This is a genomic window from Acidisarcina polymorpha (assembly GCF_003330725.1).
GTDB classification, from domain to species: Bacteria; Acidobacteriota; Terriglobia; order Terriglobales; family Acidobacteriaceae; genus Acidisarcina; species Acidisarcina polymorpha.
This window is the reverse complement of record NZ_CP030840.1, coordinates 774,168-801,140: the sequence shown is the minus strand read 5'-3', so window position 1 is coordinate 801,140 and position 26,973 is coordinate 774,168. Positions and strand designations below refer to the sequence as shown.

The 26,973-nt window shown below is 55.6% G+C and carries 19 protein-coding genes; 4 read left to right on the top strand and 15 right to left on the bottom strand.

The genetic code is table 11. The annotated features are described in order from the left end of the window. Window positions 1-712: 712 nt before the first annotated feature. The 14 genes from ACPOL_RS03555 to ACPOL_RS03490 all read right to left on the bottom strand — a co-directional run bounded on the left by ACPOL_RS03555 (window position 713) and on the right by ACPOL_RS03490 (window position 18,886). On the bottom strand, window positions 713-3,316 hold the full coding sequence (locus ACPOL_RS03555) for a fibronectin type III domain-containing protein (RefSeq protein WP_114205845.1): 2,604 nt from the start codon (window positions 3,314-3,316) through the stop codon (window positions 713-715). A 122-nt stretch (window positions 3,317-3,438) separates the two neighbouring features. Continuing rightward, a complete protein-coding gene (locus ACPOL_RS03550) occupies window positions 3,439-4,800 on the bottom strand; it encodes an O-antigen ligase family protein (RefSeq protein WP_114205844.1) in 1,362 nt (453 codons plus the stop codon). Next, a complete protein-coding gene (locus tag ACPOL_RS03545) occupies window positions 4,800-5,501 on the bottom strand; it encodes a glycosyltransferase family 25 protein (RefSeq protein WP_114205843.1) in 702 nt (233 codons plus the stop codon). The genes ACPOL_RS03550 and ACPOL_RS03545 overlap by 1 nt, the downstream gene beginning before the upstream one ends. A gap of 31 nt (window positions 5,502-5,532) precedes the next feature. After that, window positions 5,533-7,176 (bottom strand): lipopolysaccharide biosynthesis protein, encoded by a 1,644-nt coding sequence (locus ACPOL_RS03540; protein WP_114205842.1) that lies wholly within the window; start codon window positions 7,174-7,176, stop codon window positions 5,533-5,535. Then, window positions 7,169-8,431: a glycosyltransferase family 4 protein gene (locus ACPOL_RS03535; protein ID WP_201759076.1), complete on the bottom strand. Its 1,263-nt coding sequence runs from the start codon at window positions 8,429-8,431 to the stop codon at window positions 7,169-7,171. The genes ACPOL_RS03540 and ACPOL_RS03535 overlap by 8 nt, the downstream gene beginning before the upstream one ends. Beyond that, complete coding sequence (locus ACPOL_RS03530) at window positions 8,428-9,447, bottom strand: glycosyltransferase family 2 protein (RefSeq protein WP_114205840.1); 1,020 nt, start codon at window positions 9,445-9,447, stop codon at window positions 8,428-8,430. The genes ACPOL_RS03535 and ACPOL_RS03530 overlap by 4 nt, the downstream gene beginning before the upstream one ends. A gap of 3 nt (window positions 9,448-9,450) precedes the next feature. Then, window positions 9,451-11,616 (bottom strand): GumC family protein, encoded by a 2,166-nt coding sequence (locus tag ACPOL_RS03525; RefSeq protein WP_114205839.1) that lies wholly within the window; start codon window positions 11,614-11,616, stop codon window positions 9,451-9,453. A gap of 2 nt (window positions 11,617-11,618) precedes the next feature. After that, a complete protein-coding gene (locus ACPOL_RS03520) occupies window positions 11,619-12,620 on the bottom strand; it encodes a polysaccharide biosynthesis/export family protein (RefSeq protein WP_114205838.1) in 1,002 nt (333 codons plus the stop codon). A 6-nt stretch (window positions 12,621-12,626) separates the two neighbouring features. Beyond that, window positions 12,627-13,607: a glycosyltransferase family 2 protein gene (locus ACPOL_RS03515; protein WP_236657203.1), complete on the bottom strand. Its 981-nt coding sequence runs from the start codon at window positions 13,605-13,607 to the stop codon at window positions 12,627-12,629. Further along, window positions 13,604-14,788, bottom strand: coding sequence for a glycosyltransferase family 2 protein (locus ACPOL_RS03510; protein ID WP_114205836.1), 1,185 nt, complete (start codon window positions 14,786-14,788; stop codon window positions 13,604-13,606). The genes ACPOL_RS03515 and ACPOL_RS03510 overlap by 4 nt, the downstream gene beginning before the upstream one ends. Further along, window positions 14,785-16,047 (bottom strand): glycosyltransferase, encoded by a 1,263-nt coding sequence (locus ACPOL_RS03505; protein WP_114205835.1) that lies wholly within the window; start codon window positions 16,045-16,047, stop codon window positions 14,785-14,787. The genes ACPOL_RS03510 and ACPOL_RS03505 overlap by 4 nt, the downstream gene beginning before the upstream one ends. 21 nt (window positions 16,048-16,068) lie before the next feature. Then, window positions 16,069-16,428 (bottom strand): STAS domain-containing protein, encoded by a 360-nt coding sequence (locus ACPOL_RS03500; RefSeq protein WP_114205834.1) that lies wholly within the window; start codon window positions 16,426-16,428, stop codon window positions 16,069-16,071. Next, entirely contained in the window at window positions 16,425-18,494 is a 2,070-nt protein-coding gene (locus tag ACPOL_RS03495; RefSeq protein WP_161557183.1) for an ATP-binding SpoIIE family protein phosphatase, read from the bottom strand. The genes ACPOL_RS03500 and ACPOL_RS03495 overlap by 4 nt, the downstream gene beginning before the upstream one ends. After that, entirely contained in the window at window positions 18,494-18,886 is a 393-nt protein-coding gene (locus ACPOL_RS03490) for a response regulator (RefSeq protein WP_161557182.1), read from the bottom strand. The genes ACPOL_RS03495 and ACPOL_RS03490 overlap by 1 nt, the downstream gene beginning before the upstream one ends. A gap of 441 nt (window positions 18,887-19,327) precedes the next feature. Between ACPOL_RS03490 and ACPOL_RS03485 the strand changes: the two genes are divergently transcribed. The 4 genes from ACPOL_RS03485 to ACPOL_RS03470 all read left to right on the top strand — a co-directional run bounded on the left by ACPOL_RS03485 (window position 19,328) and on the right by ACPOL_RS03470 (window position 25,893). Then, the gene (locus ACPOL_RS03485) at window positions 19,328-20,698 is read left to right on the top strand and encodes a WecB/TagA/CpsF family glycosyltransferase (RefSeq protein WP_114205831.1); all 1,371 of its coding nucleotides are present in this window, start codon (window positions 19,328-19,330) and stop codon (window positions 20,696-20,698) included. Continuing rightward, window positions 20,695-22,200, top strand: a complete 1,506-nt coding sequence (locus ACPOL_RS03480) for a nucleotidyltransferase family protein (protein WP_114205830.1) — start codon at window positions 20,695-20,697, stop codon at window positions 22,198-22,200. The genes ACPOL_RS03485 and ACPOL_RS03480 overlap by 4 nt, the downstream gene beginning before the upstream one ends. A 100-nt stretch (window positions 22,201-22,300) precedes the next feature. Next, complete coding sequence (locus tag ACPOL_RS36000; protein ID WP_414633354.1) at window positions 22,301-22,588, top strand: Hpt domain-containing protein; 288 nt, start codon at window positions 22,301-22,303, stop codon at window positions 22,586-22,588. 8 nt (window positions 22,589-22,596) lie between these two features. Next, on the top strand, window positions 22,597-25,893 hold the full coding sequence (locus ACPOL_RS03470) for a response regulator (protein ID WP_161557181.1): 3,297 nt from the start codon (window positions 22,597-22,599) through the stop codon (window positions 25,891-25,893). Here the strand turns inward: ACPOL_RS03470 and ACPOL_RS03465 are convergent. Next, a complete protein-coding gene (locus ACPOL_RS03465; protein ID WP_236657202.1) occupies window positions 25,878-26,795 on the bottom strand; it encodes a hypothetical protein in 918 nt (305 codons plus the stop codon). The genes ACPOL_RS03470 and ACPOL_RS03465 overlap by 16 nt on opposite strands. Between the last annotated feature and the right edge of the window lie 178 nt (window positions 26,796-26,973).

Sequence of the window (26,973 nt, the reverse complement as noted above, 5' to 3'; positions counted from 1 at the left end):
ATTGGCGAAATCAGGCAATGTAATCATTGAGACCACACTTGCCGTCAATGGCCAACTCTGCTCCATAACTACGTAAGGAGCAGAGTAGATATGCCGATCGATGTTCAATCCGGATAGTGATGCGATGCGCCGCAGCTACTCCAGTGGCCAATGCAAGATAGCGGAGAGCGCATCAAGGTCCTTCGTTGTGTATCGACAAAGCACGGTCATATCGTCTCTGATCCTGTTGTTTAACACCACCTCCACATCGCGAGGTTTAGGCTCATTCCCATGGCAGTGTTGGGCGTGGGGGCAATTAGTGGATCCTGATCAAACCAATGACCGGAGAAGCTCGCAACCTGAGGAGGCGACCAGCGCCCCGACTCGTTGTGAGATCATGATGGTCTTGTTCCAACCTTCGCTGAGGTTGGAGGAGCACTGGTATTCCTCGACCAGTTTGTCGATGAGCTCACGTTCGTTGTTCATGCCCCGAACAGGCCAAATGCGGTGTACGTAAGGCTTTTGCGCCGATCGATCTGTTCGGTAATGGCGGGGATGATGTATTCGGCGGCTTCAGACTTCATGAGGAGACAACATCATCATCCAATTGATCAATCAAGTGATTGATCAATTGAGCGCAACGCTCATTAAAGCTTGCAACGCTCATTAAAGCTTGTAAGGCTCTGAGATCGTCTGCGAGCAGGTAGTTACAACATCAAGATTGCGCGGCAGGTCAGCGCGGATGCTGTTGCGCAAAATTCATCAGGGCGGTGTATTTGGGCGAAGTAGCCGGATCCTGATCCTGGAATTCCAGGGTTCCAAAGTTGCCGAATTTCGCGTATGCACCCATGTCGCTATAGTGGACGAATAGGTCGCCACCAGCATCAACCCAATTCTGCAGATATTGCGCATAGAGCGATTGCATCCGGTCTCCACGATTGACGGCCTTGAAGAGCGCTGTCATTGTGGTGTTATTCTCGGCTCCGTTATAGCCGACCAGCGACTGGCCGCCCTCGTAGCCAACCATCGCCAAGCCATAAGAAGCCGCCACCGCCGCATTCGACTGCATTTGCTGCAAGGCGCAGTTATTGATGTGAGCGAGTTGAATGTCATCTACCTGATCGATTGACATAGAAGCGACCTGGTCTTCAGTGGAAGGGTCACCAAGGACCCCGGATCCCCCAATCGCAGAGTCGTCGCAATTGAAGTAGGGGGCAATAGCAAGGACATCGGCGCTGGCGAAGGCATTCTGGAATTGAAGTGTTTGCGCGGAAAGCCAGGAATTTCCCGCCTGCGAAGCAATGACCCTCGTCATTCGTCCTGGACCTACTACCGGTTTAAACAGATTGAAGATCTGGACGGACCGATACGCCGTGTAATCCGCTCCATTCAAGGTGGGGTCATTGCTAAAGCCCAATGCTAGACCTTGTGCCTCGATATACGCCGATTGCGAGAAGGATCTGTTCCATGTCTCGTTGGAATACTCGAGATAGAAGGTCAGATTTGGTTTCAGTCGCTGCTGCACGAGATTCGCGAACGCGGTGACATAAGCATCGCTTGCCTGAGCCGGGATATTAAACCAAGGCTTGGCGTTCAGGGTGTTGGCAAGCTCAATCATGACTTCTAACGGTACTCCCCGCCAGCTATAGGTGTAGTCCGCGGGCGTGGCTCGATCGGACCAGTTCTGAACGGTTGAGCCATTGGTTGTCATCCACTCCATAAACCGCAGGACCTGGTAGCTCTGGAGCTTTTGCAGGAAGAGCGGATGAAAGGGCCGCGTTCGATAGGTCTTTTCGAAGCCAGGCAGGATGAAGCGTATGTTACGAATCGGATTGGAAGGGTCGGTGGCGGACTCGATCAGGAAGATGCCATTCAATCCTGTGGGCACATTCACGACCATCCTTCCCGGTGTTTGACTGACAATCGTGCCGCTTTGCAGGTCGAAACTCAACGTGCCGGAGCCATCGTAGAGAAGGGTGTATTGTCCTGCAGGATAGTTTGCCTGGTCGTCCTGCGCGTTATCAAACATGATGGTTTCTGCATACTGACCAGGTTGAAGGGAAGTAATCCACCCCTTGCTGTTTAACTCCAAGGGCGCCCCTTGTCCCCAAGACGCACCCTGTTGCTGCGGGATCCATGGCCGCGCCGTTTTAAATGCGTCGACAAAAGGCCACTCTCGGTTGTAGTCGGCAACCTGGGTTAGATTGGTGCCGAGGCCAGGGTGGGGCGGCGGAGGAGCACCATGAGGAACCCCAGTTACTTGCGGGGAGGGTGGGCCTGCGCCGGCGCTATTTGATGCGATGACATAGAACGTATAGGCGGTACCATTGGTAAGCCCGGTATCCACGTAATTACCAGCGGAGACGGTGGCCGCCAGTTGGGTCATACCATTCACAAGTTGATAGACGAGATATTCATTCGCTCCCGAGACTGAAGACCAGGAGAGGCTGACGCTGCCATTGCCAGAGAGGGCGGAGACCGTCGCTGGGGCAGGGGGAACTGGTAGGGCGCTATCTACGATTGAGCTATATGCCGAGGCGAAGCGCAGGTCGCCGATCGAGCTTTGGCCGGATCCGGATCCGCCATAAAATGCGACACTCTGAAAGGCTATTGAATTGGTAGTTACTGCCTGAGCGTCCGGGGTGGCGGGCAAGGATCCGGCTGGAGGGTTTACATAAAGGTTTACAGTGCTGCTTGGGCCAAAGCTTATTTGCAGCACTAGAAATGCCGGCTGCCCTACCACAACCGGAATTCCTGTTTGGTGAACGATGCCATCCAAGCGCAGGGACCAGTAACGCACGCCGCCAGTGTTCGAACTGCTCCCAAAATGACCGATCGCCGTTCCCGGGGCGCTGATCCACCAGGGCGGGTTTCCCGCGTGTAACGTCACCGACATCTCTTCATCGGTATCGATGTCTTTCCGCATCAGCAAGCCCACAAGGAGGGTGGTGGAAGGCGCGCCGATCATCTGCCCGCTCAGATATGGAGAGAAACTTCCTCCCGGACTAGTGTCAAGTAAACGCCCGGCATATTGCCATGCGTCTCCCCCCGTGGCGTACCCGCTCGTCGAGATGCCCGCGTAACTTAGCGGGATCATTGTGGCGATGCCGTAGCCCGGCACGTCGATGCTGCCGTTCTGGACCTGCCACGGAGAAGCCCAACCAAGCCCTCCGTTTGTATTCTGAAGAGGTCCTGCCGAACCGTTGAACGACTCTACCGCAAGGACGTTCCCGCCAAGAAATCGCTGAGGCAGCAACAAGCATGAACTCACGATGATCGCCAGGGTAAAGCCCTTCACCAGCCTATGGCGACCTGCATACATGCGTCCAAGGTACATGAGGCCACACACTCTGGCCCGACTTTCAGAGATCAGCGCGAAGGTAATTCTATCTTTAGTACCGCGATGGTGGCGGGCTTTTACGGCGGGCAGTTGCATGGCAGGCAACCACTTGGATGCCGTTATAAAACAACTCGGCGAAAGCGGAAGACTGGCTGTGCAACGGTGGGCGCTAGCTGCATTGAATATCTCTTCAGCAGGTATCCCTCCGACCATCCAGTAATGATGGCGAAGAGCGGGATGGTCTGCAGACCCATATAGACCGTTGCAATGGTCACGGCGTAGACGACAAAGATTCCAGCCAGGGTAAAGCCAAGCGAACTTCCCAATGGATAAGATACGGGCGACCGCATCTCTGATCTCACCAAACGCACCGTCATGGTAACCATGATAGTTACCAGCAGACCAACGGCGACCATGCCATGCATTAAACAGAGTAGAAGGTAGTAATTATCGATCGAAGGCGCGGTCGGATTCTTGGGCCAGGTGTTACGTCCGTATCCCCAAGCGGGACGTTTCAGCGCAGTCGTTAAATACTTATCCATAAGCTCAACCCTGTAGGCGGCGGTCTCCTGGGAAGCGGTCTTGGCATGCGCCCTGCCGACCGAGGCATAGGAGTAGAACGAAGAGGCCGCAGGAATTCCGATGATAATGATCGCTCCTGCGATCGCCATCAGCGCTCTTCGTCTATGCCTTGTCCGTCCCACGGCGGTGAGGCATGCACCGATGGCCCCGCCTAGCCATGGACCTCGAACCATGGTCATGATAATGCCGCCGACAAGGGCGATGGTGATCAAGCGCGCCTTAGAGACCCGCAACCACTTCAAGCCATGAAAGTGGGATTCCCACTGGGCGCTCCACTCAAGCCATCGCTGCACTCTGAACCCAACAGCCAAGACGAGCCCCGCTAGAATCGCGTGTCCATAGGGTCCGCCGATTCGCGCAAATCCATATCGGAAGGATGTTACCCACTCCAATCCCTGACCAGGATAAAAGCGCCGCATGAGGATCCAAGGGGTGAGCCCCATGCGGAATTCGTAGATCGAGAGGACCGAAACAATCGAGAACATGAGCACGATCTTTTTAGCGAACGCGACGCTCAATCCCTGAGGCTCGATCAGTCCTTTTGCGAGCATGTAGGGAAAAACCACCGACGCGACCATGTCGAACATAAGGTTTTGCGCTTCGTTGTAGCCAGTGTTCAAATATTCAGATGTGCCGATGCAGCCAGCAAAGCAGAGGATCAAAAGATCGGCAAAGCTGAACTTCCAGCGCCCCCCGGACCGCACCAGAAAGACGGCGGCGATGGGCAGAATCGTGGCTTGTTCGAAGGTCGGGTCGGGCAGTAATGGAATGACCCAGCGATAGTACATTGGAAGCAGAAGTAAAACGGGGACATACACCTGCAGAAAGGCCCGTGCAGGTGAATACCGGAGAGCGACGTAGGCCGCAATCAGCATCGGAACGATCGGCAGGAAACCCATTATGCCCGCAGACGATCCCGGAGCATCCGGCCGAGATCGGCTGCCTGCTGTATCACCGGTAGCCGCTCGTACCAGCGGCAGTTGATGTTACTGCGCGATGGGCGCTGCTTGCCAAGGTTCGGGTAAGCAATCATGGCAAGGATGTCAGGATTCGCCTGACGAAACATCGTCAACGCTCCATCGAGATGCATCGGGCCGCCGAGCGGATCGCCTGGGTTTCTATGTTGCACCTGCTCGAGGTACTCGACCAGCCTGGGAATGACATGTCCGTTGACTGCATAGAAGTGGGAGGTGATCACAGGCTGGTAAAACGGCATCAGCTGAGGTTTACAATCCTCGGGCACCTTTTCGATGTGCCCAAGGTACACAATGCCCCAATCTTGAGATTCCAGAGCGCCAAGGATCGTCGTCCAATACCGTTGAAGATCAGGAGAAACCATCAGATCGTCCTCCACGATGAGCACATTGGATAGCTTCTTTTGTGAGGCATCGACCAGGATTCGATAATGACTTAGAAAGCAGCCGCGCGCCCCTATGTTAGGAAAGCCCAACCGCTCCTTCGGCTTGACCGCCGGAAACAACTCGACCCTACCAGGCGATAATGGCATGCCCACTCGGTGTAATTCGCCGAGGATGGCCTTCCTCCGGTCCTTGCGCTCGGGTAAGTTAATGATGTAAGTGCAAGCGAAATAATCTGACAAGTTATTTGCTCGAATGACCGGCCTCCTGTCTTCAGATGTTGTGGCTTTCCGCGAAACGACTCTTGAACGGTAAGATCTTGGTCAACCTCGCGGACGCCATGCCATGGAACCATTGGCGTTCGGAGGGGCTCCAAACCAGGGTGTCCACGACCGCGAGCAAAACCAGCGTGTATATCAGGCCCATGCCGGCGAGCCACGCTGCAGCGATCCAGCGCCCATTGTGAGTCACCACAAAGTGCGCAGGCAGGATAAACGGGGCAGCCACCAGGTAGGGAACCAGGCCGGGTCCAGCCACGTTCTTCCAGTACTCAAGGGCGGAGACCTTCAAGATGTGGTTGGCGTGCGCCAGGAAGTAGATAGCGGATATCAGCGTGGAGACGGCGACGGCTGTCGCTATGCCAAGGGCTGTCCATCGACCCAGCACAAGTCTCGAGATGGGAATGGCGACGAGCAAGGCGGCAACATTCGGAAGCGCATAATGAAACTCTTCTCTCACTTGGCCGATTCCTCGCAAGATCGAGGTGCCGGGGCCAGTCATCAAGTGCACCTGAGTGGAGATAGAAAAAATCACCACCAAGTAAGCTGCGCCCGCGAAGTGCTTGCCCATCCAGACATCCAGAATCGGCCCGGGAATCGCGACGAGGAAGCCGCAGAAGTAAGCAGCCGCGAGATTCATGTAACGAGCACCACGGAGATAGAGCCGGCGGACTGTGTCTCGCTGCTGTGGCGAGGATTCTAATCCCCCATGAACATACGACGCCGCGGGCGTGAAGGAGGAGGTGAAAGCGATGGGGACCGATCCTGCCATGGATGGAAGTTTCTTGCCGACCTCCAAAAGACCAGTGCCGGCGAGGCCGACCAGCGGAGCGGCAACGGCGCGCTCGATCGAATCCAAAGTAATCGAGAGCAGGCCTTGAATCTGAACGATAGCCCCAAAGGCGAACAGGGTTCTGAAGGCTTCGCGGGTGATCAGTCGCGGTGATATGCGCAGCCAGGGAAGCAGGCGAACCGCCATGATCAGACAGAGCACGACGTCGATGATCGTCCTGACCAGGAATGCCTCCGACAAGCCACGGATGCCCCTTCCCATGCCGACCAGGATAAAGATCAAAATGGTTTCTACGATGTAGCAAACCATCCATCGGCGCTGCACCATATCAGTCTTTTGGGCGCCTACCACGGCATCGTGAAAGGCGCCAAGACTCAGTGAAGCGAGGAAGATGGCGACTACCGACAAGACGACCTCGCGCGCATCCCCGCGCAGGGATGGGGCGATATGGAGCCAAACCACCAGGCGCGGCCAGAGCAGATAGAAGATTGCGAAGACCACGCCACAGAAAGGCACGGTCAGACACAAGCCGGTCGAGAGCAGTTGATTGGCTTTCAGATAATCTCGGCGCGCACAGTATTCGGCTACGAATTTGATGTAGACGGTAGAGATCCCCATGGTTGAGAGACCGACATAAGAGACCATGATGAAGGCAGTGGACCAGAGCCCATAAGCCTCCAAGCTCACATGAGCCAGAACAAAAGGAGGGATGAAGAAGCGCGAGACCAGGTAGCCAATGCGGGCGACCACGTCGACAGACACATTGCGAGACAACGATTCGCGGATCGTGGCCGCGTGGTCTTCGAGAATTGGTCCCTCGGGATCGGGCAAGAGAGTGTCAAGCATGAGCTGTGTCTTCTCCCAAGATCCGCCAGTAGATGGCTATGGCGTTTCTCATCCGGACTTCCCACCCATATTCCTTTTCAGCCTTCTGCCGTCCCCTCTTCCCGCGTTGCTGCCACTGCGCGGGGTTCTTCCAAATGTCGCCGAAGGTCTCTACCAGCCCGGCAATCAATTGTTCCGGACCATCGGCCGAGACCAGGTGTCCTACCTCTTCGTCGACAATCTCTGCTGGGCCGCCATAGTTGACTGCCACTACCGGGAGACCCGAGGCTGCGGCTTCGAGTAGCACGCCGCCACCCGACTCACGAATGGAGGGGAGGCAGAAGACATGAGCATTTCTCATCTGCTCGGCTACTTGGCCTGACGGCAGATTTCCGAGGAACGTCACGTGGTCGTCAAGGTGGAGTTCGTGGGCCCGGCGTTTAAGGTCTTCTCTCATCGAGCCATCCCCGACAATCGTTAAGGTAATAGGGATTTCCTGCCAGACTCGAGAGACTGCCTCCAGCAGTAACGACACGCCCTTGAAGGGGAGTAAGCGTCCAACGAAAAGCACTTTGAGCGGGGTAGTCTTTGAGGGAATCACGTCCCAGGTGGAGGAATGGAAGCGTTTCAGGTCGACGCCGTTCTCGAGCATGCGAACGGTTGGGACATTCTTTGGCAGACTGCGGTCCGTCGATCTAGTGGCGCTGAGAATCAGAGAGGCTTTGCGGGTACACCCAAAGAGCCGGCCGACTAACTTGCCGATATGTCTAGCTTGGTAGATCCATGCGGAATCTTGTCTCATTAATTCGGGGAAAGCGCTGGGCGATGCCAGTCCGCCGTTCCACGGCCCGACGATCAGAGGGATTCCAAGGCGGTAGAGGCGGGTGGCCGCAACAGGAGAGACAGGCGTGACCGCATGAATGAGGTCCCAATTGAGATCTCGCTTGCGCAAGGTCCTCAATGCCACCGCATCGAACAAGTAGAAATCAGCCGAGGATAGGAGGAAGACCGCATGTTCGCTGCGAGGAAATAGGCGGGATGCCAGACGATAGAGGAATCCGGCGAACCATTCTGTGTCAATGTAGATGATTTCTGTGCCCGGCAAAGGCGCGCCCGCAGCTTGTAAACACTCGCGATTGCGGATGTGGGTAACCAGGGTCACAGAGGCTGACTCAGATAAACGGGAATACCATTCCCAACCGATCTGGGAGACCGACCCCATGCCCGGCCCGCATTGATAGGCCGACAGCAATACCCGCAGTGTACGAGGCTTCACTGGGACGTCCCTTTATACTCGATCAGACCGCGCGCCAGACCCTTGCGGCGGTCGCTCCAATACTGGAGCTGTCCCAGGTAAATAGGAATCTGTTGTAAGTGTGAATGAATGCCATAGAGCAGCCGGGTCGCCAAGTTGTTCGATTTCCAGGTAACTCTTCCTGCGGTCCGGAGAGCGAGTAGAAGGAAAAATGCAAGGACCAAACCTATGGGCCAGGCTGTACGCCATATCAATGAAGCCAGCACGGACAAGGTGATGATCGACGCGTGTGCGAAAGCGACATTGCGATTGTGTCTCGCTTCCACTTTCCAGAAAGGCAGGGACGACCCTCGGAAACGCTCCGAGACTTGCGCATAAGCATAGCCGGTCCTCATCGCGCGCCGACAGTATTGTGACCACTGGGAGATGGCTAAATCATGGCCGGTCATCGGACCATCGACGTGGAGAATCTTCCAGCCCAGTTCACGCAGCCTCCGGCACATCTCCGGCTCCTCGCCGGCGATCAGGTTTTCGTCATAGCCCTGAACCGCTTCGAGTGCTGCCCGTCTCATCAGCGCGTCGCCGCCGCACGAGTCGACAAATCCCGAAGCAGAAATCCATTCCAGATCGAGAACACGGTTATAGACCGAGGCCTCAGGATGAATCTCACGCCTGTTGCCAAAGACAATCGCGGTGTCACTCCCAAACTGCTGTAACGATTGCACGACAAATTCCGGATGCAGGATGGTATCGCCGTCGAGAAAGAGGACGAAGGAACCAGAGGATGCCCGCCACCCAACGTTCCGGCCCAGCGCGGCGGTCGGACGTGACGAGTCGATAGAGATCACGAGAGCCCCAAGTCGCCGGGCGAGGTCAGGGCTATTGTCGGTAGAAGATGAATCCACGTAGATGATCTCGAAATCGCCGCCCGGTTTCTCCATATCTCGAACCGACTCGAGACAGCGCTGCAACCGCGGGCCTTCATTGCGTCCGATTACGACAACCGAGACTATCGGGATGACGGAATCATTCTTCACTGATCATCTCCACAACCAAGGGCTAAAGAGGCGTCTTGCAGGAGCAGCTGAGCCATTGAGGAATTCGTCGAGCGCCGTTGCTGCGAAGCCAGTTGCCTCGTCCCGCCTGACCCTGTTGAACACTGCTGAGATTGCCCTTAAATTCAGCCGTTCCAGGCTCTTTGCGGCACGTTGCAGTTCTTGCTTGGTGACCGAGTCTGCCTCAATTACGAGAACGAGAACATCGGCTGAGCTCGCCATTATTTCGGCATCGACCGAGGCGAGAACTGGTGGCGCGTCAATTAGGATGAAGTCGTATTCGTGAACCGAGCGACGCAACATCTCTTCAAGATGTCTGATATTCGGCAAGCTCGCTCCCTCTGCTGCTTCACCAACCGGGATGCGATCGGGAAGCTCTTCATTTCCAGGGATGACTTCGGATTGCAGAAGCCGGGCGCCGGTGAGGGCTGCGACCAGTCCGCGAGCGTTAGGTTTCAGAAAGCGGGAGTCACTTCGGTAGGCATTCGCTTCTATCGCAAGAGCCGAAACGCCGAGCGAGCTGAGGGCGTGGGCAGTTTCGAGCACAATCGTCGTGGTTCCACCATGCGCCTTCACCGACGTGAAGGCAAAGATGCGGCTGCGATTCCTCTGATTTTCCTGAACCATTCGGTTGGCGAAGCGCAAGATTTGCTCTTTTTCGAAACTCGCTCCGGCTTCCTGTTTTTCCATAATCCACGCGGTCAAAGGAAACCCGAGCAAGCGTTCCACCTGGGCCGGAGATCGTAGCCTTGGATCGAGAAAATCAATGCCAACAGGAACAGCAACGGCAAACGCCAATGCCAAAGCCATGCAGAGACCTAGCAGGAGTTTTCGTCCACGCTTGACAGGCTGGTCAGGAGGACGGGCAGATGAGAAGAGGCGCACAAATCCAGGCGCGCTTTTCTCCAGCAGGAAATAGTCAATTCGCTGCTGCAGGTTGTCTTGTGCTTTTCGCGCCTGATCCACATCGAGGCCGAGCTGGATTCCCTCCTGGTAGCCGTGAGTGAACCAGGATGCTTGGGACGCCTGTCGTTGTACCTCCGCGGTAAGCTGCCGTTCTACACGCCGCGCCTGGTAAGCTTCCGCCGTACGCTGGTTGAGGATCATCTTGGAGATCGAGACTACCTCCGACTGGATCGCCGCTTGTCTCTCTTTCTCGATGTCGGCCAGTTCGCGCTCTGCGGCGCGGCGCCCCGGATGGTCTGCCGAAAGTCCGCTCAGATTCGTCAAGACCTGGGCCCGTCGCACGTTCAGGCCGGTCATCACGCTTGAGAGAACAGGGTCTTTCTTGGCCTCTTCCAATGCAAATGCATCCAGCGCTTCTTTGCCGCCAGGATGTTCATTTTCGTCAAAGACTGCGAGCTCAGTATCCGCCTGAATCGCGCTCTTTTGGGCCTCGGACTGCGCTTCTTTTGCGGTCACCAGCAGGCGGTCATATGGGTTGAGGTCGTTGTCAGTGAAGCTGCTGACTCCTAACTCCTGAGCAAGCGCCATCCGGCGGCCCTGCTTCTCGGCGGTTTCCTTTTCTAGTCGTGTCCTGTCTGCAATGAGACTCTGTATGCGCTGGTCGCTGCCATAGAACTCTTCCGCCTTGGCTTTGTCGAGATATGTCTCGGCGACCGAGTTGACTAATTCAGCAAGGCCCGCTTTGCGGTTTGATTCCAGGGAGATCGTGACTTGATAAGTGTTTGGGACCTCTTCGATAACCAAAGCGCCCTGCAGCCGGCTCGCCGCGCGTTCAGGCAGCTCGCCTGGCCTGGTCCAAACGGATTGCAGCGGGCCTAGTCTATTCAACGCTTCCAGAACGATATCGAATCGGTTAATGGTTTTGACGTTCTGTTGTACGTATTCCCGGTATTGCTCGGTGGAGTCAAATTTCTGCGAGCTACTGTCGGCGAGGTTCGCGATGAAGCGCGGAGAAACATAAATCACCGCCGTAGCAGAGTACTTGGGGTCGCCCTTGAACCAGGCGGCCGGCAGGCCGATGAGCAGAATGACAAAGGCGGTAAGCAGTGCCACCCGCTGGTGTTTGCGGAGGCTGGCAAGCACGTGGACGCTAGCGAACAAAGGCGGGCTTGCGCCGAGTTGCGGATCTGCGAGATTGGCGTGGGCCAATACCACCTCTTCAGAACCGCTGGATACGGGGGCCACGGCTATTTCGCCCCCAGTGTTCCGAGTACGGCAAATGCAGCAAGAGAGCTGGTTTTCTGGAGAACATATCCGAATTTGGCAAGGTTGCGCCGGGGAACGTAAATGATGTCGCCCTCTTCGAGCGCGAAATTCAAGTGCTCGGGGCCGCTCAGCAGGTCGCTCATGCGAAACTCGCGCTGTGTGCCGGACGCACTCCGCACAATTTCGATCTTGTTCTCCGACGCGTCCTCGGTGGCCCCGCCCGCCTGACTGAAGGCGTCCAGGAAGGACATAGTCGGGGTCAGGCGGAATGCGCCTGGATGTTTGACCTCGCCAAGAACATAGACCTCTCGCTCTCCGGCGTCGGGAAGATAAACCATGTCATTTCGGGCCAGGCGGATGTTCAACGCCAAGCTACCCTGGCTTAATAGGCTTTTCAGATCAACCCAAATCACCTGATCGCGGCCGCGCAAGATGGCGCATCGTCCCAGCCCGGCGCTGTCGGGTCCTACACCTCCCGAGGTGATCGCCGACGCCCGGGTGACGACATCCAGAAGCGTCGGCTGAGAATCAAACTGCACGATTCCAGGTACACCTGCCCGCCCCAGGATGTAAATGCGATAGGAGGTATAGCGGTCCACTCGCAAGGTAATAGAAAGGTCGGAGTAGTAGTGGATGAGGGAGTTTGCAATAGCCGCCTGCGCATCTTCCCGGCTAAGCTCTGAAACCTTGACTATTCCTGCGATCGGTACCGTAATCTTGCCGTCCGGACCGATCACATGTTTTCCAGAAAGCTCCGGGTGGTTCCAGACATCCACGGAGATTTCATCACCATCGCCGAGGATGTAAGAGGTTAGCAGCGGCGCTTCGAATTGCCGCACGATCTCGTCGGCAGTGACGATCTTTTGGTCTGCGCGGACGGTAAAGCCGGCGCTCCCCTCTTGTGCCATGGCTAACATGGTTATGCGGCAACTGGCGATGGATAGCAATCCGATCTTGGCAGCGAGGCTGAGCTTTCGTGGCATATCCGTTTACCAAGGCCTCGTGGGAGATACCGCGCCACCGGCGGTCTCTTGCCAGGCGCGGCGTAGGAGCTGGATGACAAGCCTTGACTCTTCTGCCTTGGTCTTGTGCACAGAACCCGGAGTCAGCGAATTTTTCCAGGAGCGAAGACCGTGCCATTGGGCTTCAATCGTCTTTGACAACCATGCAACCGGGCCATGGTGTTTCCGGTAGTAGAGAAACGCACTGCGCATTCGCCAAAGCTCAAGCTGGGCGCCTGATTTCGACATACTTAGATTCGTCAAAGTCTTTGAAGACTCGCCGCCCAGATGAACTACGACGACATCCGGCCAGTAGCGAATCAAAAAGCCGGCCTGCTTGATTCGGCGGCATAAGTCCACTTCTTCGTAATAGAGGAAAAACTGTTCATCAAAGTGACCAACCTGGTCAAGAACGGTTCGCCGAATGATGGAATAGGCCCCTGGAACCCAGTCGGCGTCTCCCGGTTGGTCCTGGTCCGCCCAGGTATGGTCCTGGCGGCCGAAGAAACGCGAGCGCGGGAACTTGGCCGCCAGTCCGGAGAGCGAGAGGAAATCGTTCAAGGGCGACGGGAACAAGCGTCTCGATGGCTGCCACGAGCCATCCGCGCCAACCAATCGAGCGCCGCCAAGACCGATGCGCGGCTGCGCATCCATGTATTCGATCGATCTTTGGAGCGCCATCGGCCGGAGAAAGGCATCCGAATTGAGCAGAACGATGTAGCGTCCTGTGGCCAAGCTGAAGGCCTTGTTGTTAGCGGCAGCGAACCCTAGATTGACGTTGCTACGAATCAAGCGGGCCTCGGGAAACTCCGCCGCGACCATCTCAGCCGAGCCGTCCCGGGAGACGTTATCGACGACGAACACCTCATTGGCAAGCCCTTCGACTTCCTTCCGCAGCGTGAGTAAACAATCGCGCAGCAGCTCGCGGGTATTGAAAGAAACCACGACGACGGAGATATCCGGGATCACAGAATCTTCCTCTCTGCAGTCCGCTCGGTTCGCGTCCATGCGCTCTTGGCATTGGCAGACCTTGCCAGCCGTGGAATCAGCAGTATCTTCCATACAATGTAAAACGGCGCGCCGAGAAGAGCAGCGACGTCCTGCCAGCCTCCTCCAGTAACGGCGATGGCCGCAGCTAAGTGCATGACGACGGTCGCTAAGCCGGCAAGAGCGAGCGCTCTCATCGGCCAGAACGGGGTCGCAGCTGCGATCAATAACAGCGCGACATGAAAGGCAAGAGGGAAAAGGAGCAGATCCAGGCAAGGTTCGAGAACGTCAAATCGCCCGCGGAAGATTCGCCGGATGAGGCGTGGAGTTTTTTCCCGGATCATTCGGAAACGGCCGCCTTCCCATCTAGTCCGTTGGGTCTTCACGCCGGCGCCAGCGGCCGGCATATCGCCGTATACCGAAGTAGTATCTAAAAAGCGTACGCGTTTCCCGGCGTCGACGAGAGCCAGGTGGTATTCGAGGTCTTCCACCAAGGAGCTAGCAAGGTAAGGAACGGCGCTCAAGGTGTCTGCCGAGAGCGCGAAGCCGTTTCCATAGATGCCTGCAGAGAGGCCGCATCTCTCTCTGCCTCTCGGTCGGAGAACGTTGAAGGCCGCATTGGCAACCTTCATCAGCCGAACCCGGCTTGACTCGTGTGCGTTCCGCACGACATATCTGCACTGTACGGCGGACGCTCCAGTCCGTAAGGCCGAGACTAAGACGGTCATGAAGTTAGGAGCGACTTCGCTGTCGGCATCAACGACTGCAAAGGCATTCCATCCCTCCGACGCCATGGTTCGAAAAGCATAATCGAGCGCATAGCCCTTGCCCCGATCGAGGGGATTCTCACGGACGATCACGCGAGCACCGGAGCGGCTCGCTGTCGCGGCCGTGCTGTCGTCGCAGTTATCCGCAATTACGGTGAACGACGCGTCAATGCCGCTCCGATCTGCTCGAGTCAGACTCTCAATGCAGCGAGCGATGTGCAGCTCCTCATTATGAGCCGGCACTATCACCGCCAACCGGTAGTTACTGCCGGGCACAAGGATTGTGCGTCGTCGCGGAAGCATGCCTGCGATCGTCAAAACAAACAGCTCGATGGTTCCTGGAAGAGTGATCAGGGCACAGCAGCTCCCGACAAGGAGGAATAGGTAGCGAATCATGCGAGCACCGATCTTGCGTGGTCGGGTGCTGACGTTGCCTCTTCACAAAGGTAAGCGTCGAAGACTTCTGCCAGGTGAGCAACATTTTCGGTTAGGTCGTACTTGTCGATGACACGCAAACGCCCCGCCTTCGCAAGCTGGTTGCGCAAATCACCATCGTCCATCAGCCGGGCGATGGCCGCAGCCAGAGCATCAGCGTCGGAAGGAGAGACCAGTAGTCCATCGATCGAATCGCGTATCAGTTCCGGAATGCCATTCACCCAGGTCGAGACGCAAGGAATTTCCATGGCCATCGCTTCCATCAGGACCACTGGGATGCCTTCGGCAAAGCTCGCTAGAACAAACACATCTGCTGTTGCATAGAGGTCGCGAATCCGATCCTGGTTCACCGGTCCCTCAAAGATGACGGAATCTTCGATCCGAAGAAGTCGCGTGGATGCTTCGAGCGAACTACGGTCCGGCCCATCGCCAACCAGGCGCAGCAGGACCGCGCGCCCGCTCGAGCGCAGTCGCGCAACAGCCGCCAGCAGCACATGCTGTCCCTTCGCTGGAACCAGCCTCCCCACGCAAAGTATCTCGAAGATCTTGGCAGTTTTCGCCAAGCCCGTCGGCCGAAAGAGCCTGGCATCCACGCCTAGCGGTGTTAGTTCTATCTTGTCCCATAGCGAGGATTCACAAAGCCTCATCACCTGACTTCGCGCGAACATTCCAATGACACAAAGCAGGTTAGCCGTAGCAATCTTCTCTGGCAGGAGATATCCGGGAGTGTCGTAGAACTCATCGGGACCATGGATCGTCAGTGAAAATGTAAAACGAGAGACCTTTGCCACGATTAAGCCGACGGTCGCGGCGGGCGTGGCGAAGTGTACGTGCAAATGTTTGAGGCCGCGAGCCCTCATCCATTGAACAATTAAAACTGCTTCAACGAAATACAGGATACTCATGATCGCCCTGCGCGGGTCAGTTCCGCCAAGGGCTGCTGCGAAAATGAAACCCCTCATATAGGCTAAGGGATTGTGCGCCAGCTCCGAAGCCTGGGCCTGCAACGCTCCCCGGGCTCCACTGGACTTCACGTAGAACGTCGAATCAGCCTCCGCTCGTTCTTCAAGCGTGAGCCCGCTTCTAGGCTGGTCAGGTTGGTTGATAGAGGCAACCTCGATGTGGTAGCCCAGACGACGCAGTTCCAGCACCTCCCGCAAGATGAACGTGTGAGAGATCGCAGGATAACGGCTGATCAGATAACCCAGCTTTCCCCTCATCTACTTGGCCTGGCTCCAAATCTAATCGACTAAGGTCACGACATCCTTACGGTAGGAACGAATCGCCTCTTCCTGGGTGTTGAATATCTCGAAGACCCGATGCATGCGCACTAATTCGAAGAGCGCTCTGACGGGCTTTACCAATCCACATAATTTCAAGGCTCCGCCTGAGGCGTTCAGCTGGCGAAGACAAGATAGGAGGGCTCCCAGTCCCGAGCTATCAACGAACTGTAAGCTGCCCAGGTTGAAGATCAGTGTCGTGCCCGGAATGATTAAGGCTGCTGCCTTCGTCTTAAACTCTTTTGCGTTGCTGGCGTCGAGAGCTTCGGCTCGCAGGTGAGCGATGATTATGCCGTCTAAGTTCTCAATATCGATATTCATGAGCTCTGCTCCGTCCTGCTACTGAGAAAGCATAGCGTTATTACGTTTGTTCTATCGAGGGTCCGGGTAAAAGAAGCGGCATCTGAGGAGCGGAGAACGATGTAGACTCCGAACCCACTCTCCTTGGAACCGTCAAATGAAGGTGGGGGGACTGTGAGAGGGTTGAATATGGGTCCGTCTTGGCTTATCTCGACTGACACCTGGTTGTCGTAAATAATTGCTCGCAGAGACACCGGGTTGGTACCAGGAGAACTGGAAGCATGGAGTATGCAATTCGCAAAGACCTCCGAGCAGGCAAGCAGAAGTCTCGCAATGTCCTCCTCCAGAAGCCCACTGTACGCCGAATCAGCGCATTCACTCAGCCATGCGCGAACGGTCGAAAGTGATTGCGGCGCGCACTCAAGAACGGCAGATCGACATGCGATCGGTTGAACTTTCTGGTCCAGAAGCTTGACCCGGATAGCTATGCACGTAAAATCATCGAGAAGCTTTTCGGACTGAGTAAACTGAGTGACCTGCTTGCGAATCTGTTCAACTAAGAGAGCAGGTCCGAGCGAACTCCAGTTCTGAACACATTCGGCGAGTCGTTCAGGTCCAAACATCTCTCCCTCCGGCGAGCGGCCTTCGGTGACCCCATCCGAATAAAATAGGTAGGTTTCCCCGGGCAGGAATCCAACCGTCTGCTGCTCACATCGATGATTCGGAAGCACGCCCAGAGGAAGGTCATCTCCCCGGAGGAAGGCGCATTCGTTCTCTCTCTTGCTCTCGCGAATGATGCTCGTGTGGCCACAATCCACGAACATTAGAGTACGGGTTTCCATATCGAAGCGAGCGTAGACGAGGGTTACGAATCGCTCAAGGGCAATCAACCGGTCGGAAAGACGTGACGCCGCGCGGCTTACAATATCTGCGGGACTGGGGGCGCCGTGGCTCAAGCGCAGGGCGAGATTCGCCGTGGCACGAAGGAACTGGCTCTTCGTAGCCGCTCCCAGCAGCGCTGCAGCTACTCCCTTCCCCATCACGTCGCCGACAAGCACATCAATGGTTCCATTTGGATGCTGGAAGAAATCGTGAAAATCTCCGTCGATCTGTTGTGATGGAACGCTGCAGGCGGCAATCTCGAGAGCCGGTACATCCTTTGGTGCATTGGCGAGGAGTAGTGTTTGTTGGATGGAAGAGGCGATCTCAATCTCTTGTGCCAGCAGTTCGCTATCTCGCAGTTTGCGACTTAGTCGGTCGCTCTGCATCATCACGGACGCTTGGTAGGTGATCGCTTCGAGAACGCGTGACACGGAGGAGTCAAACACTGCATTCCGCTCTTCGTTCCACACCACGACGAAGCCGACGCTGCCGGGCCAGGAAAAGGGAGCAGCAGCCAGACTGTTTGCATTCCGCCAGCAGGCTTGCTCATCCACAGGTTGAGTAAGATGATTAAGAAGAACGATGTTCATAGTGCATATTGCGTTCTCTATCGGGCCTAACTGCGATGCGGTCAACACATTTAAATCCGAGTCAGTGCCGACCAGAGGGTGAAATACACCTTCTCGCTGAATGAAGAGTGCGGAGTGAAGACCATTCTGAATCGCGGCAAATCGATCGAGCAGGCGCTTGAGGGCTTCGTTGATGTCGCCGAAACGCAATGCATCAGTGCTGATTTCATAAAGAGCTTCAAGACTCTCCCAATTGGCGCCGAGCTCTTCTAATAAGAGCTCTTCCCTTGCCCGCGCCTCGTGCGCCTGAATGGACCCTTGCAAAAGAGCGCTAACTAGCTTGAGGATGGTGGGATCACCCCTCTCGCTACGCACGACGATCCGAATGCCGTCCTCCGAGACAAACGAAGACATGCTACCTTCTTCAGCCGATCGTGGCATCAATTGCAAGTTATCGGCATACTCATAATCGCCATCGTCGAGGACCACAAACGGCAGACCGCCATCCGGTAGCTGGATATAAACGTAGATCCCTCGGAGCACACCAACCGAGGCGACAGCGAGACGAATCTGGCGAGCCAGCTTCTCTTTGGAGCGGCAGGCAGCCTGGCTAGGTATAGCACCGGCAGTGATCATCACGTTTCCAGAGGCTTCGATGGATGAATACCCAACTCTTTCAGCTTTCTTAAAAGGCTGCTGGGAGCAATCGGCTTGGTACATCGAGCAGTTGCTCCGGACTCTGCCAGACTTGCGCCCCCCTGTTCGAGCCAGTGACTACTCAGCACAATCACGGCACTGGCACAACACCGAGGAGGGGCCCGGATCAACCTTAAAAATTCAAGCCCCGACATTCCGGGGAGAATCAGGTCGAGCACGATCGCGTCTGGATGGCCTTTCTCTAATTCGATCAGGGCTCGTTCCGCCGAGTGACAAATGGACAGATCGTAGCCCGCTTTTTGCAGTACAAACTCTAACAACCGAGCGATGTGGCGTTCATCTTCCACCACCAGGATTTTCGCGGTCTGCACCGACGGCACACTCCCGATCGGGGGAGGAGCCAGAGCACTCGGGTGATCTTGGGAACGCTCTGGTTCCGGAATTGCTGGCAACTGAAACCTTCCAATCTGCAAAACAAGCAGGAAGATAGATCCCACCAGTCCGCTTATAACGGCTAACGCCTAGATAGCTGCAGCTTGTGGCTAACCACCAGCCGGAAGGTTTTATTGGCGGTGCATGTCGGAACTGTAAAGAGGAGAACGAAGCAATAGCAATGAGGCCTCGTTGTCTTTATTGGGTATGCCGTTACTTAGGTAATATCATTAAGGAAATAACATCGACTGCAGCATACAAATGATATTCAATAAGTCTGCACTAATGCACAAATAGGCTGTTCCTCAGGCAAACCTATGGATAAGAGTCGGTAGCTATCCGCCGGTCCTTGTTGCCATGTCCAAGGAGTTGAGTGCCGAATGCCGGCGATCAAGACTGACCCGGAACAGGACCTGCGCAACAAGGCTGTCCTCATTGAGGAGATGGAGCGGCAATTCTCCCCGTCAGGCCTTCGCCAGCGCCGCTTCAGGCGCTCGCAATCACTGTTCTGGCTGGCTTGGGTCAATATCCTCAATGGGGGAAAAAGATCCTTCGATTTTGCTATCTCGAGTATGCTGCTGCTTGCGTGCTCCCCTCTTTTTGTCTCGCTTTATTGCTTCAATTTGCTAAGAAGGGGAGGCGTGGTGCGATCGCCGCGACTCGGGCGTTGGGGTGCGGTCTTCCAAGAGTATTCCTTCTCCGTAGGAGTATTACGGCAGCTTCCAACGCTGGTAAACGTGTGGAAGGGTGATATGTCCTTGGTGGGGCCGCGTCCTGTCGCCCCTACCGATGTCTCCTCTGCCGAGCGGCTGGCTTGGAAGCGGTTGAATACAAGACCGGGATTCTTGTGCCTGTGGTGGATCCGGTCAAGAGCCAACATCGCGTATGGCAGCGAAGTAGATGCGGACGCTGAATATGTTGACAGCCAAAGCTTCCTCGGTGATCTCGGAATCGCCCTTCGTGCGATCCCGGCCGCATTATATGGGCAAGGCGTTACACTGGCCCCGGATCGAGTCGACCTGCTCGGCATCACCATACATAACGTGACGATGGACGAGGCAATTGAAGAGATCGTTATAAGAGCTCGCGGTTCAGTCTGCTCCCAGGTCTGCTTCGTGAATGCTGACTGCGCGAATATAGCCTGGGATGATGCTGAGTACGGAGCGGTGCTGAAGAAGTCCGATCTAGTGCTGGCAGACGGAATTGGAATGAAACTTGCGGGAAAGCTGCTAAACCGAAATATCCGGCAAAATGTCAACGGCACCGATCTGTTGCCTCGGCTCTGCGAAGTTCTCCGGGCCGAACAGTTAGGAGTGTACCTGCTCGGAGGTAGACCTGGAATCGCCGCCGACGTTGCGCAATGGATGGCAACCAACTACCCCGGCTTGTCAGTAAGTGGCCATCACCACGGCTACTTTCTCGCGCAAGAGATGCCAGAGATTCTTGCCGAAGTAAGGCGATCTGGCGCCAAAATCCTATTGGTGGCCTTCGGCGTGCCGAGGCAGGAGCTATGGATCAGCAGGCATCTCGAAGAGACCGGCGCTGTGGTGTCGATGGGTGTTGGTGGCCTCTTCGATTTCTACTCCGGCCGCGTTCCAAGGGCGGCGGCATGGATACGAGAGATCGGAATGGAATGGTGCTACCGTTTTGTACAGGAGCCGCGCCGCATGTGGCGTCGCTATTTCGTCGGCAATGTCGTCTTCCTCGCCCGGGTTGTGCGTGAGCGGTGCGAGACCGGCAACCTGCCATGATTGCTATTATCGTCGCGGCGGACCACAGCGCAGAGACTACTCACCTGGATGACCACATCCCTCTTCCATTATTCCTACTGGGTGATCGACCCATCCTGCATCACGTAGTCGACTATCTTAAGAGCCTTGGCATTCGGCGTTGTGAATTCGTCCTCGGCCATTTACCTGAGAAGATCGAAGCCTACCTGGGTGACGGCACCCGCTGGGGGCTCACATTTGGATTTCATCTTCTCCCGTCGACGTCGAAGACAATGAGCTTGGTTGAATTAATTGCTTCAGGTCTGGACGATGAAATCATATTAGCAAGAGGAGACACGCTTCCCCAAATTCAACTTCCGTCTCCAGCGGCGCCCACGATCTTCCTCACGGAAGGCGGCGCCTGGACAGGGTGGGCCGTTCTGCCGAAGTCCTCGCGCTTGTTCGCAGCACTTGTATCCCAGACCGAAGATAAATCGAAGAGGCCTGGCGCCACTTTCAAAGAGGTTGTCGTCTCGCGAGAATTAGATTTTCGTACTGGGACACGATTGCTGGAAAGCCAGCACGATCTCCTGACCGGGGCATTTCGTGCGTCCGGGATCGACAGCCCGCAAACAAAACCGGGCATCTGGATCGCTCGTAATGCTTCCGTTCATCCCTCAGCAATCCTTGAACCTCCCGTCTACGTCGGCTCGAACTGCAAGATCGGAATGGGTGCCCATATCGGTCCCTCCGCGGTTCTCGGCGATGCCTGCATTGTTGACGAACGTTCCTCCGTCTCCCACACTCTAGTCGCCCCGGGCACATACATCGGCCAGGGACTCGAGCTTGATCATCTGATCATCAATGGCAATCGACTCGTAAATACCAAGCTGGATACCACGTTGCTTATATCCGACAGCTTCCTGATCTCAGGGCTAAAGCAAAAGAAGAAGAAGCTGTGGCTACACCACCTCCTATCCAAGGCCGGAGCGGCGGCTTGCTTAATCTTGCTCTTTCCTCTTGCCGTGGTTACGCTCCTTATTCTCCTAGTAAGCGGCAGGGGCAAGTTTGTACGAGAGCACGCAATAAAAATTCCTGCCGAGGATGATCGGCGCCTGTGGAAGGAGTATCGATATCTCAGCATCCGTCTGTGCGATCCTGCCTCCGACTGGTGGACCCAATTCGTTGCCGAGGTATGGTTAGGATTACTCTCGGTTGTGAAGGGCGACCTTTTTTTGGTTGGCCTGAAGCCACGCTCCCGCCGCGAAGTGGAAAGACTGCCGAGCGATTGGAGATCGCTTTACCTGGATTCGAAAGCTGGCCTCATTACTGAGGCATCCGTAATGTTCGGCAAAACACCAACCGAAGATGAGCTCCACTCGGCCGATGCCTACTACGCGGCGGTCGGAAGCGTACGCCACGATCTGAAGTTACTTCGCCTTTATCTGCGAAGGTTACTCGCGTTTGGCGTCTCCGAGCTCGAAGTTGACGATGTCAATTCTTTGACCCACGAATCTGCTTTGGAGAACGTCGTTGAGCGATAGCGGGAGTGATCTCTCTCGGTCCAATATTGCATGGTGCATCCCTGATTACCTGCAAGATCTCTTCGTTGTCGAGCCACGGCTGATATCGGGTTTACTTCAGATGTATCTAGAAGACACCGCAGTCAATCTCCACCGGCTCAAGGAAGCAGCAGCATCAAATGATATGCACACGATTAGCATGGCCTTACACGCTCTCAAGGGAAGCTCCCGACAAATAGGTGGATTGACTTTGGGGAACATGTTGGAGGCAGCGGAGGAATGTTTTAGGGCCCGGGGCATGGCGGGTGTTGACAAATCTTTTCCAGGCTTAGAAGTCGCGTTTACGACCCTCCGGCTGGAGATGGAGAGCATGATAATCGCGTTGGAAGACCGTCATTGCGCCGAATGAGAATGCATATGCTCCCGCCTACACCCGCGAACGAAGCTGAGCGACTCGAGGCAGTCGAACGCTATAACATCCTCGATACTGCAGAGGAGGAATCGTTCGATCGGATCACCCGATTAGCGGCTAGTCTTTTCTGTGCGCCGATCGCGCTTATCTCCATTGTGGCTGGCGATCGGGTGTGGTTCAAATCGCGCGTTGGAGGCTCAGCAGACGAAACTCCACGCGAAGAATCCTTCTCGGCGTGGGCGATCCTCTCTCAAGAGGTACTGATCGTAGAGGATGCGAAGGCGGATCCACGTTTTCGTGATTCTGATGTACTCACGAAAAGTGGAGAGTTTTGCTTTTATGCCGGAGCGCCGCTTATCGCGCCAGACGGATTGATCATTGGGGTCCTGGCGATCATCGATCACGTCCCCCGATTCACGTTTAGCAGCGCAGAGGCAAAGCACCTTCAGGATCTTGCCGGGCTGATCATCGATCAACTTGAGCTGCGTCGCAAAACTATGCAGCTCCGCTCGAGCGAGGCCGATTACCGCGATCTATTCGAGAACTGCCCGATCGGCATCTATCGCACCTCGCCAGCGGGTGAGGTCCTTATGGCGAACCCGGCGATTCTCAAGATCCTCGATTACTCGTCAATGGATGCTCTGAAGTCCGTGAATCTTGAACTAGACGGACTAGTCGAAGGGCGGGATCGCTGGCGGGGCGATCTAGAGTCGCAACTTAATATCACCACCTATGAAAATGTATGGTATGCGCAAAATGGCCGTGCAGTCCAGATTTGTGAGACTACTCGAGTGGTACGCCGGGAAGACGGTGCCGTTGCGTACTACGAAGGCTGGGCGGAGGATATCTCCCTTCGAAAAGCGGCCGAAGCTGAGCGTGAGCGGGAGCGATCGTTCAACCGAAAGCTGATTGAGGCCGTGCCCGACCTGATCTATATCTTTGATCTCAAGAGTGAACGTTCGGTGTTCGCAAATCGTTCCTACATGAAGGTCACTGGGCAGGACCCTGACTACGTGCGCCAGCTCAACGATCCAGTAGAGGAGATCGTGCATCCGGAGGATCTCGTGTCCCTTCGCGATCACCGCCATCGTTTCGAGAGTGCTCGAGACAGCGAGTTTCTGGAGCTCGAATTTCGCGTCCGCGATCTAGATGGCAGCTATCGTCTCCTAAGTTGCCGGGAGACGATCTTCTCGCGAGATCAACATGGCGCGGCCAAAGAGCTCTTAGGCATTATTCGCGATGTCTCCAAGAACCGTGCGATGGAAGAACGTCTTCGTCGCGATGAAGATCGTTGGCAGCTTGTCCTAGCTGCCAATAATGACGGGCTCTGGGATTGGGATGCTCATACCGGAGACACTTTTCATTCTCCACGCTGGCGGGAAATTCTGGGGTACGGTGAAGACGACACTGGGGAGATTCCGAGTTGGGAACATCTTCTACACCCTGACGATGCGGCTCGAGTACGGCAGCACCTCGCCGACTATCTGAGCCATAAGCGGCCCACTTACGGGCAGGAATATCGGCTGTGCGCGAGGAATGGATCTTACCGGTGGGTCTTCGCCCGCGGTGTCGCGCAGTGGGATAGTGCGGGTAAGCCGGTGCGTATGGTCGGTTCGCACACCGACATTACCGAACGAAAAGAGGCAGAACTGGCGTTACGGTTGCAGACGCTTGAGCTCGCCGACGCCCGGGATAAAGCGGAGTCTGCGGCCGAGGCCAAGAGCAGCTTTCTGGCTACGATGAGCCATGAGATTCGAACTCCTCTCAACGGGGTGATAGGAATGACGAGCATTCTCTTTGAGACCGAGCTGACAACGGAACAGAGGGACTATCTCCAAACCATCCACTCCAGCGGTAATGCTCTGCTTGCGGTCATCAACGACATTTTGGACTTCTCAAAGATCGAGGCAGGCCACATGGAGCTTGACGAGAACGATTTCGATCTTGCATCGATGATCGAAGAATCACTCGATCTTCTAGCAGAAAAAGCAGATCGTAAAGGGGTCGAGCTGGCGTGGAGTATTGATCAACACATACCAACCTGGGTCCACGGGGATAGTGGGCGGCTGCGGCAGATCCTATTGAACCTGCTCAGCAATGCCGTCAAGTTTACCCAGCAAGGCGAAATCGTAGTGTCAGTGAACAGGCTCAATTCCACATCATCGAAGCCTGTAGTTCATTTTTCTGTCGTCGACACCGGGATCGGCATGACTCCCGAAGTATGCGCGCGAATGTTCTCCGCATTCAGCCAGGCAGATGCTTCTACGACACGCCGTTTTGGCGGTACCGGACTTGGTCTGGCCATCTCGAAACAACTCGTCGAGTTGATGGGCGGTCAGATCGGCCTGGAAAGCGAAGAAGGGGTTGGCTCGAAGTTTTGGTTTACGGTTGCCCTCGAGCCGACAGCGCAGCCTCCCTGTTCGTTTGAAAACAACCGGCTCGACGGCATTCGCATCTTGGTAGCGGATGATAATGCCACAAATTTGAGAATCATCCAGCACTTGTTGGAGTCCGTTGGTGTCGACGTCGTCTATGCCCGGGACGGAGTCGAAGCCCTGAGTGCTCTTCTCGATTCGGAGACGAATGGAAAGCCAATTGATTTGGCTTTGCTAGACTTCCAGATGCCTCGCATGGACGGCCTCATGCTGACCCGCGCGATACGAGCACAACCAGGTTTTAAGGATCTACCTATCGTGTTGCTCACGTCTGTTACTCAGCGCGATCATGTGGAAAAGGCTAAGGACCTTAACATTCAAGGTTATCTGGTCAAGCCGCTTAGAACCTCGCAAGTTATGGGGACAGTCCGCTCACTGCTTCATTCCAGGCCTAAGGAGCTAGAGCCGGCTTCTCCCCGCCAGGCGGCGACTTCGGTGGTACACCCACCGGCAGACCCGGGGTGCAGGGTGCTTTTAGCCGAAGACAACCCAGTGAACCAAAAAGTTGGTGTCTTGATGCTAACCCGGTTGGGCTACCAGGTAGATGTCGCGGGAAACGGTCGAGAGGCAGTGGACGCGTTTCGGAGATTTACCTACGACGCAGTCTTGCTAGACTGCCAAATGCCGGAGATGGATGGCTTCGATGCAACCAAGATTATTCGTCAAATCGAGGGAGGCCAACGAAAAGTCTTTATCATTGCCATCACGGCCAATGCCCTGGTAGGTGAACGGCAGCGCTGCCTCGATGCGGGGATGGACGATTACCTCACGAAACCAATCGACCAGAAGGCGCTCGGTGAGAAGCTTTCGTTTCTATTACATCCGGATGCCGCAGACACTTCTCCCGAACTTCAACGTAATATTTGAAAACGATCGACGCGGCGCACAAAGCGTTTGATCGCCTCCTCTCGAGCATACCGCTCGGCGGTTAGCTCAATGAACGGGCGAGTCATGCCCACTTCGGTTTGCTCCGGCATCGACGAGTTGCGCTCCATGGCGGGTAACCACCATTTTGCCTCACCACCAGCATGGAAGCATTTGAGACTTGTCCATGGCTCCGCAGCCAACAACCGTTTTCCACTGAATCCTAGCTTGAGCATAATCCGCTTCGTAGAGGTTCTCTGCCAGCATTTCCAGTAGCGAGGATCGAGGTAGCCGCCGCCCTCTCGCATTGCGATCGCCGCCCACACAATTGCCTCTACATGCATGACTTGGGGCAATCCTTGGCCGCCCAACTTGCCCAGCATCCAGTCGACCCAATCAAGTTCAGCGGAAGCTCGCCAGTGCGCAACGCCAATATCGACATGCCGCGCCAGCCGAATACCGCTGCGCATCGCTAACTGAACGACTTCGGGCGGTAGCAAGCAGTTTGGTTGTTGCCACATCAGGGACAGACCTTGAGCCCGGCCCGGTTCGAAGCGAAATGGGTTCGGAAAGAAAAGATCAGGATCCAGAATGATCATCTCCTCCCCCGGCTGACTGAGCAAGAGAGGATCCGTGATTTTGCGCCAACAAGGATGGCCTTGTCGAAAGCTGCGGAGGTTGGCGTACCGCGCGAAAGTAGTGGATTCCAGATCGGCTAATTCATCCTTCGCCACAATCCGGATTCGATGCGCTCGGGGATTGCTCAACTCGTTCACGGTATGCGCGAGCAAGTCTTGATCCTCGAAAGTATCGGTGATCAGCGTTACTTCAAGGAGATCGAGACAGTGTAGCAATAGACTCTGCAGGCCAAGCCGGGCGTACGATAGCGAACGTGGAGAAAGCACGATGTAGACTCTCCGCGGCTCGCGTTTTTGGGGAGGGTAAGTTGTCATTAAAGTGAGATAGCCGCACGATCGAGCATTTTATGGATCGGGCTTCTTGATCATGCAACATTTAGTGCGCACTCTCACATCTTTTCCACGGAAAAAACTCTGCAGCTGCTTACGCATTCGAGCTGGAATC

Excerpts from the sequence above, each read along its gene's own strand:
- ACPOL_RS03505 (WP_114205835.1), bottom strand. The coding sequence starts at position 16,047 with ATGAGGGGAAAGCTGGGTTATCTGATCAGCCGTTATCCTGCGATCTCT.
- ACPOL_RS03485 (WP_114205831.1), top strand. The coding sequence starts at position 19,328 with ATGCCGGCGATCAAGACTGACCCGGAACAGGACCTGCGCAACAAGGCT.
- ACPOL_RS03510 (WP_114205836.1), bottom strand. The coding sequence starts at position 14,788 with ATGATTCGCTACCTATTCCTCCTTGTCGGGAGCTGCTGTGCCCTGATC.
- ACPOL_RS03540 (WP_114205842.1), bottom strand. The coding sequence starts at position 7,176 with ATGCTTGACACTCTCTTGCCCGATCCCGAGGGACCAATTCTCGAAGAC.
- ACPOL_RS03520 (WP_114205838.1), bottom strand. The coding sequence starts at position 12,620 with ATGCCACGAAAGCTCAGCCTCGCTGCCAAGATCGGATTGCTATCCATC.
- ACPOL_RS03495 (WP_161557183.1), bottom strand. The coding sequence starts at position 18,494 with ATGATCACTGCCGGTGCTATACCTAGCCAGGCTGCCTGCCGCTCCAAA.
- ACPOL_RS03550 (WP_114205844.1), bottom strand. The coding sequence starts at position 4,800 with ATGGGTTTCCTGCCGATCGTTCCGATGCTGATTGCGGCCTACGTCGCT.
- ACPOL_RS03480 (WP_114205830.1), top strand. The coding sequence starts at position 20,695 with ATGATTGCTATTATCGTCGCGGCGGACCACAGCGCAGAGACTACTCAC.
- ACPOL_RS03500 (WP_114205834.1), bottom strand. The coding sequence starts at position 16,428 with ATGAATATCGATATTGAGAACTTAGACGGCATAATCATCGCTCACCTG.
- ACPOL_RS03555 (WP_114205845.1), bottom strand. The coding sequence starts at position 3,316 with ATGTACCTTGGACGCATGTATGCAGGTCGCCATAGGCTGGTGAAGGGC.
- ACPOL_RS03470 (WP_161557181.1), top strand. The coding sequence starts at position 22,597 with ATGCTCCCGCCTACACCCGCGAACGAAGCTGAGCGACTCGAGGCAGTC.
- ACPOL_RS36000 (WP_414633354.1), top strand. The coding sequence starts at position 22,301 with ATGTATCTAGAAGACACCGCAGTCAATCTCCACCGGCTCAAGGAAGCA.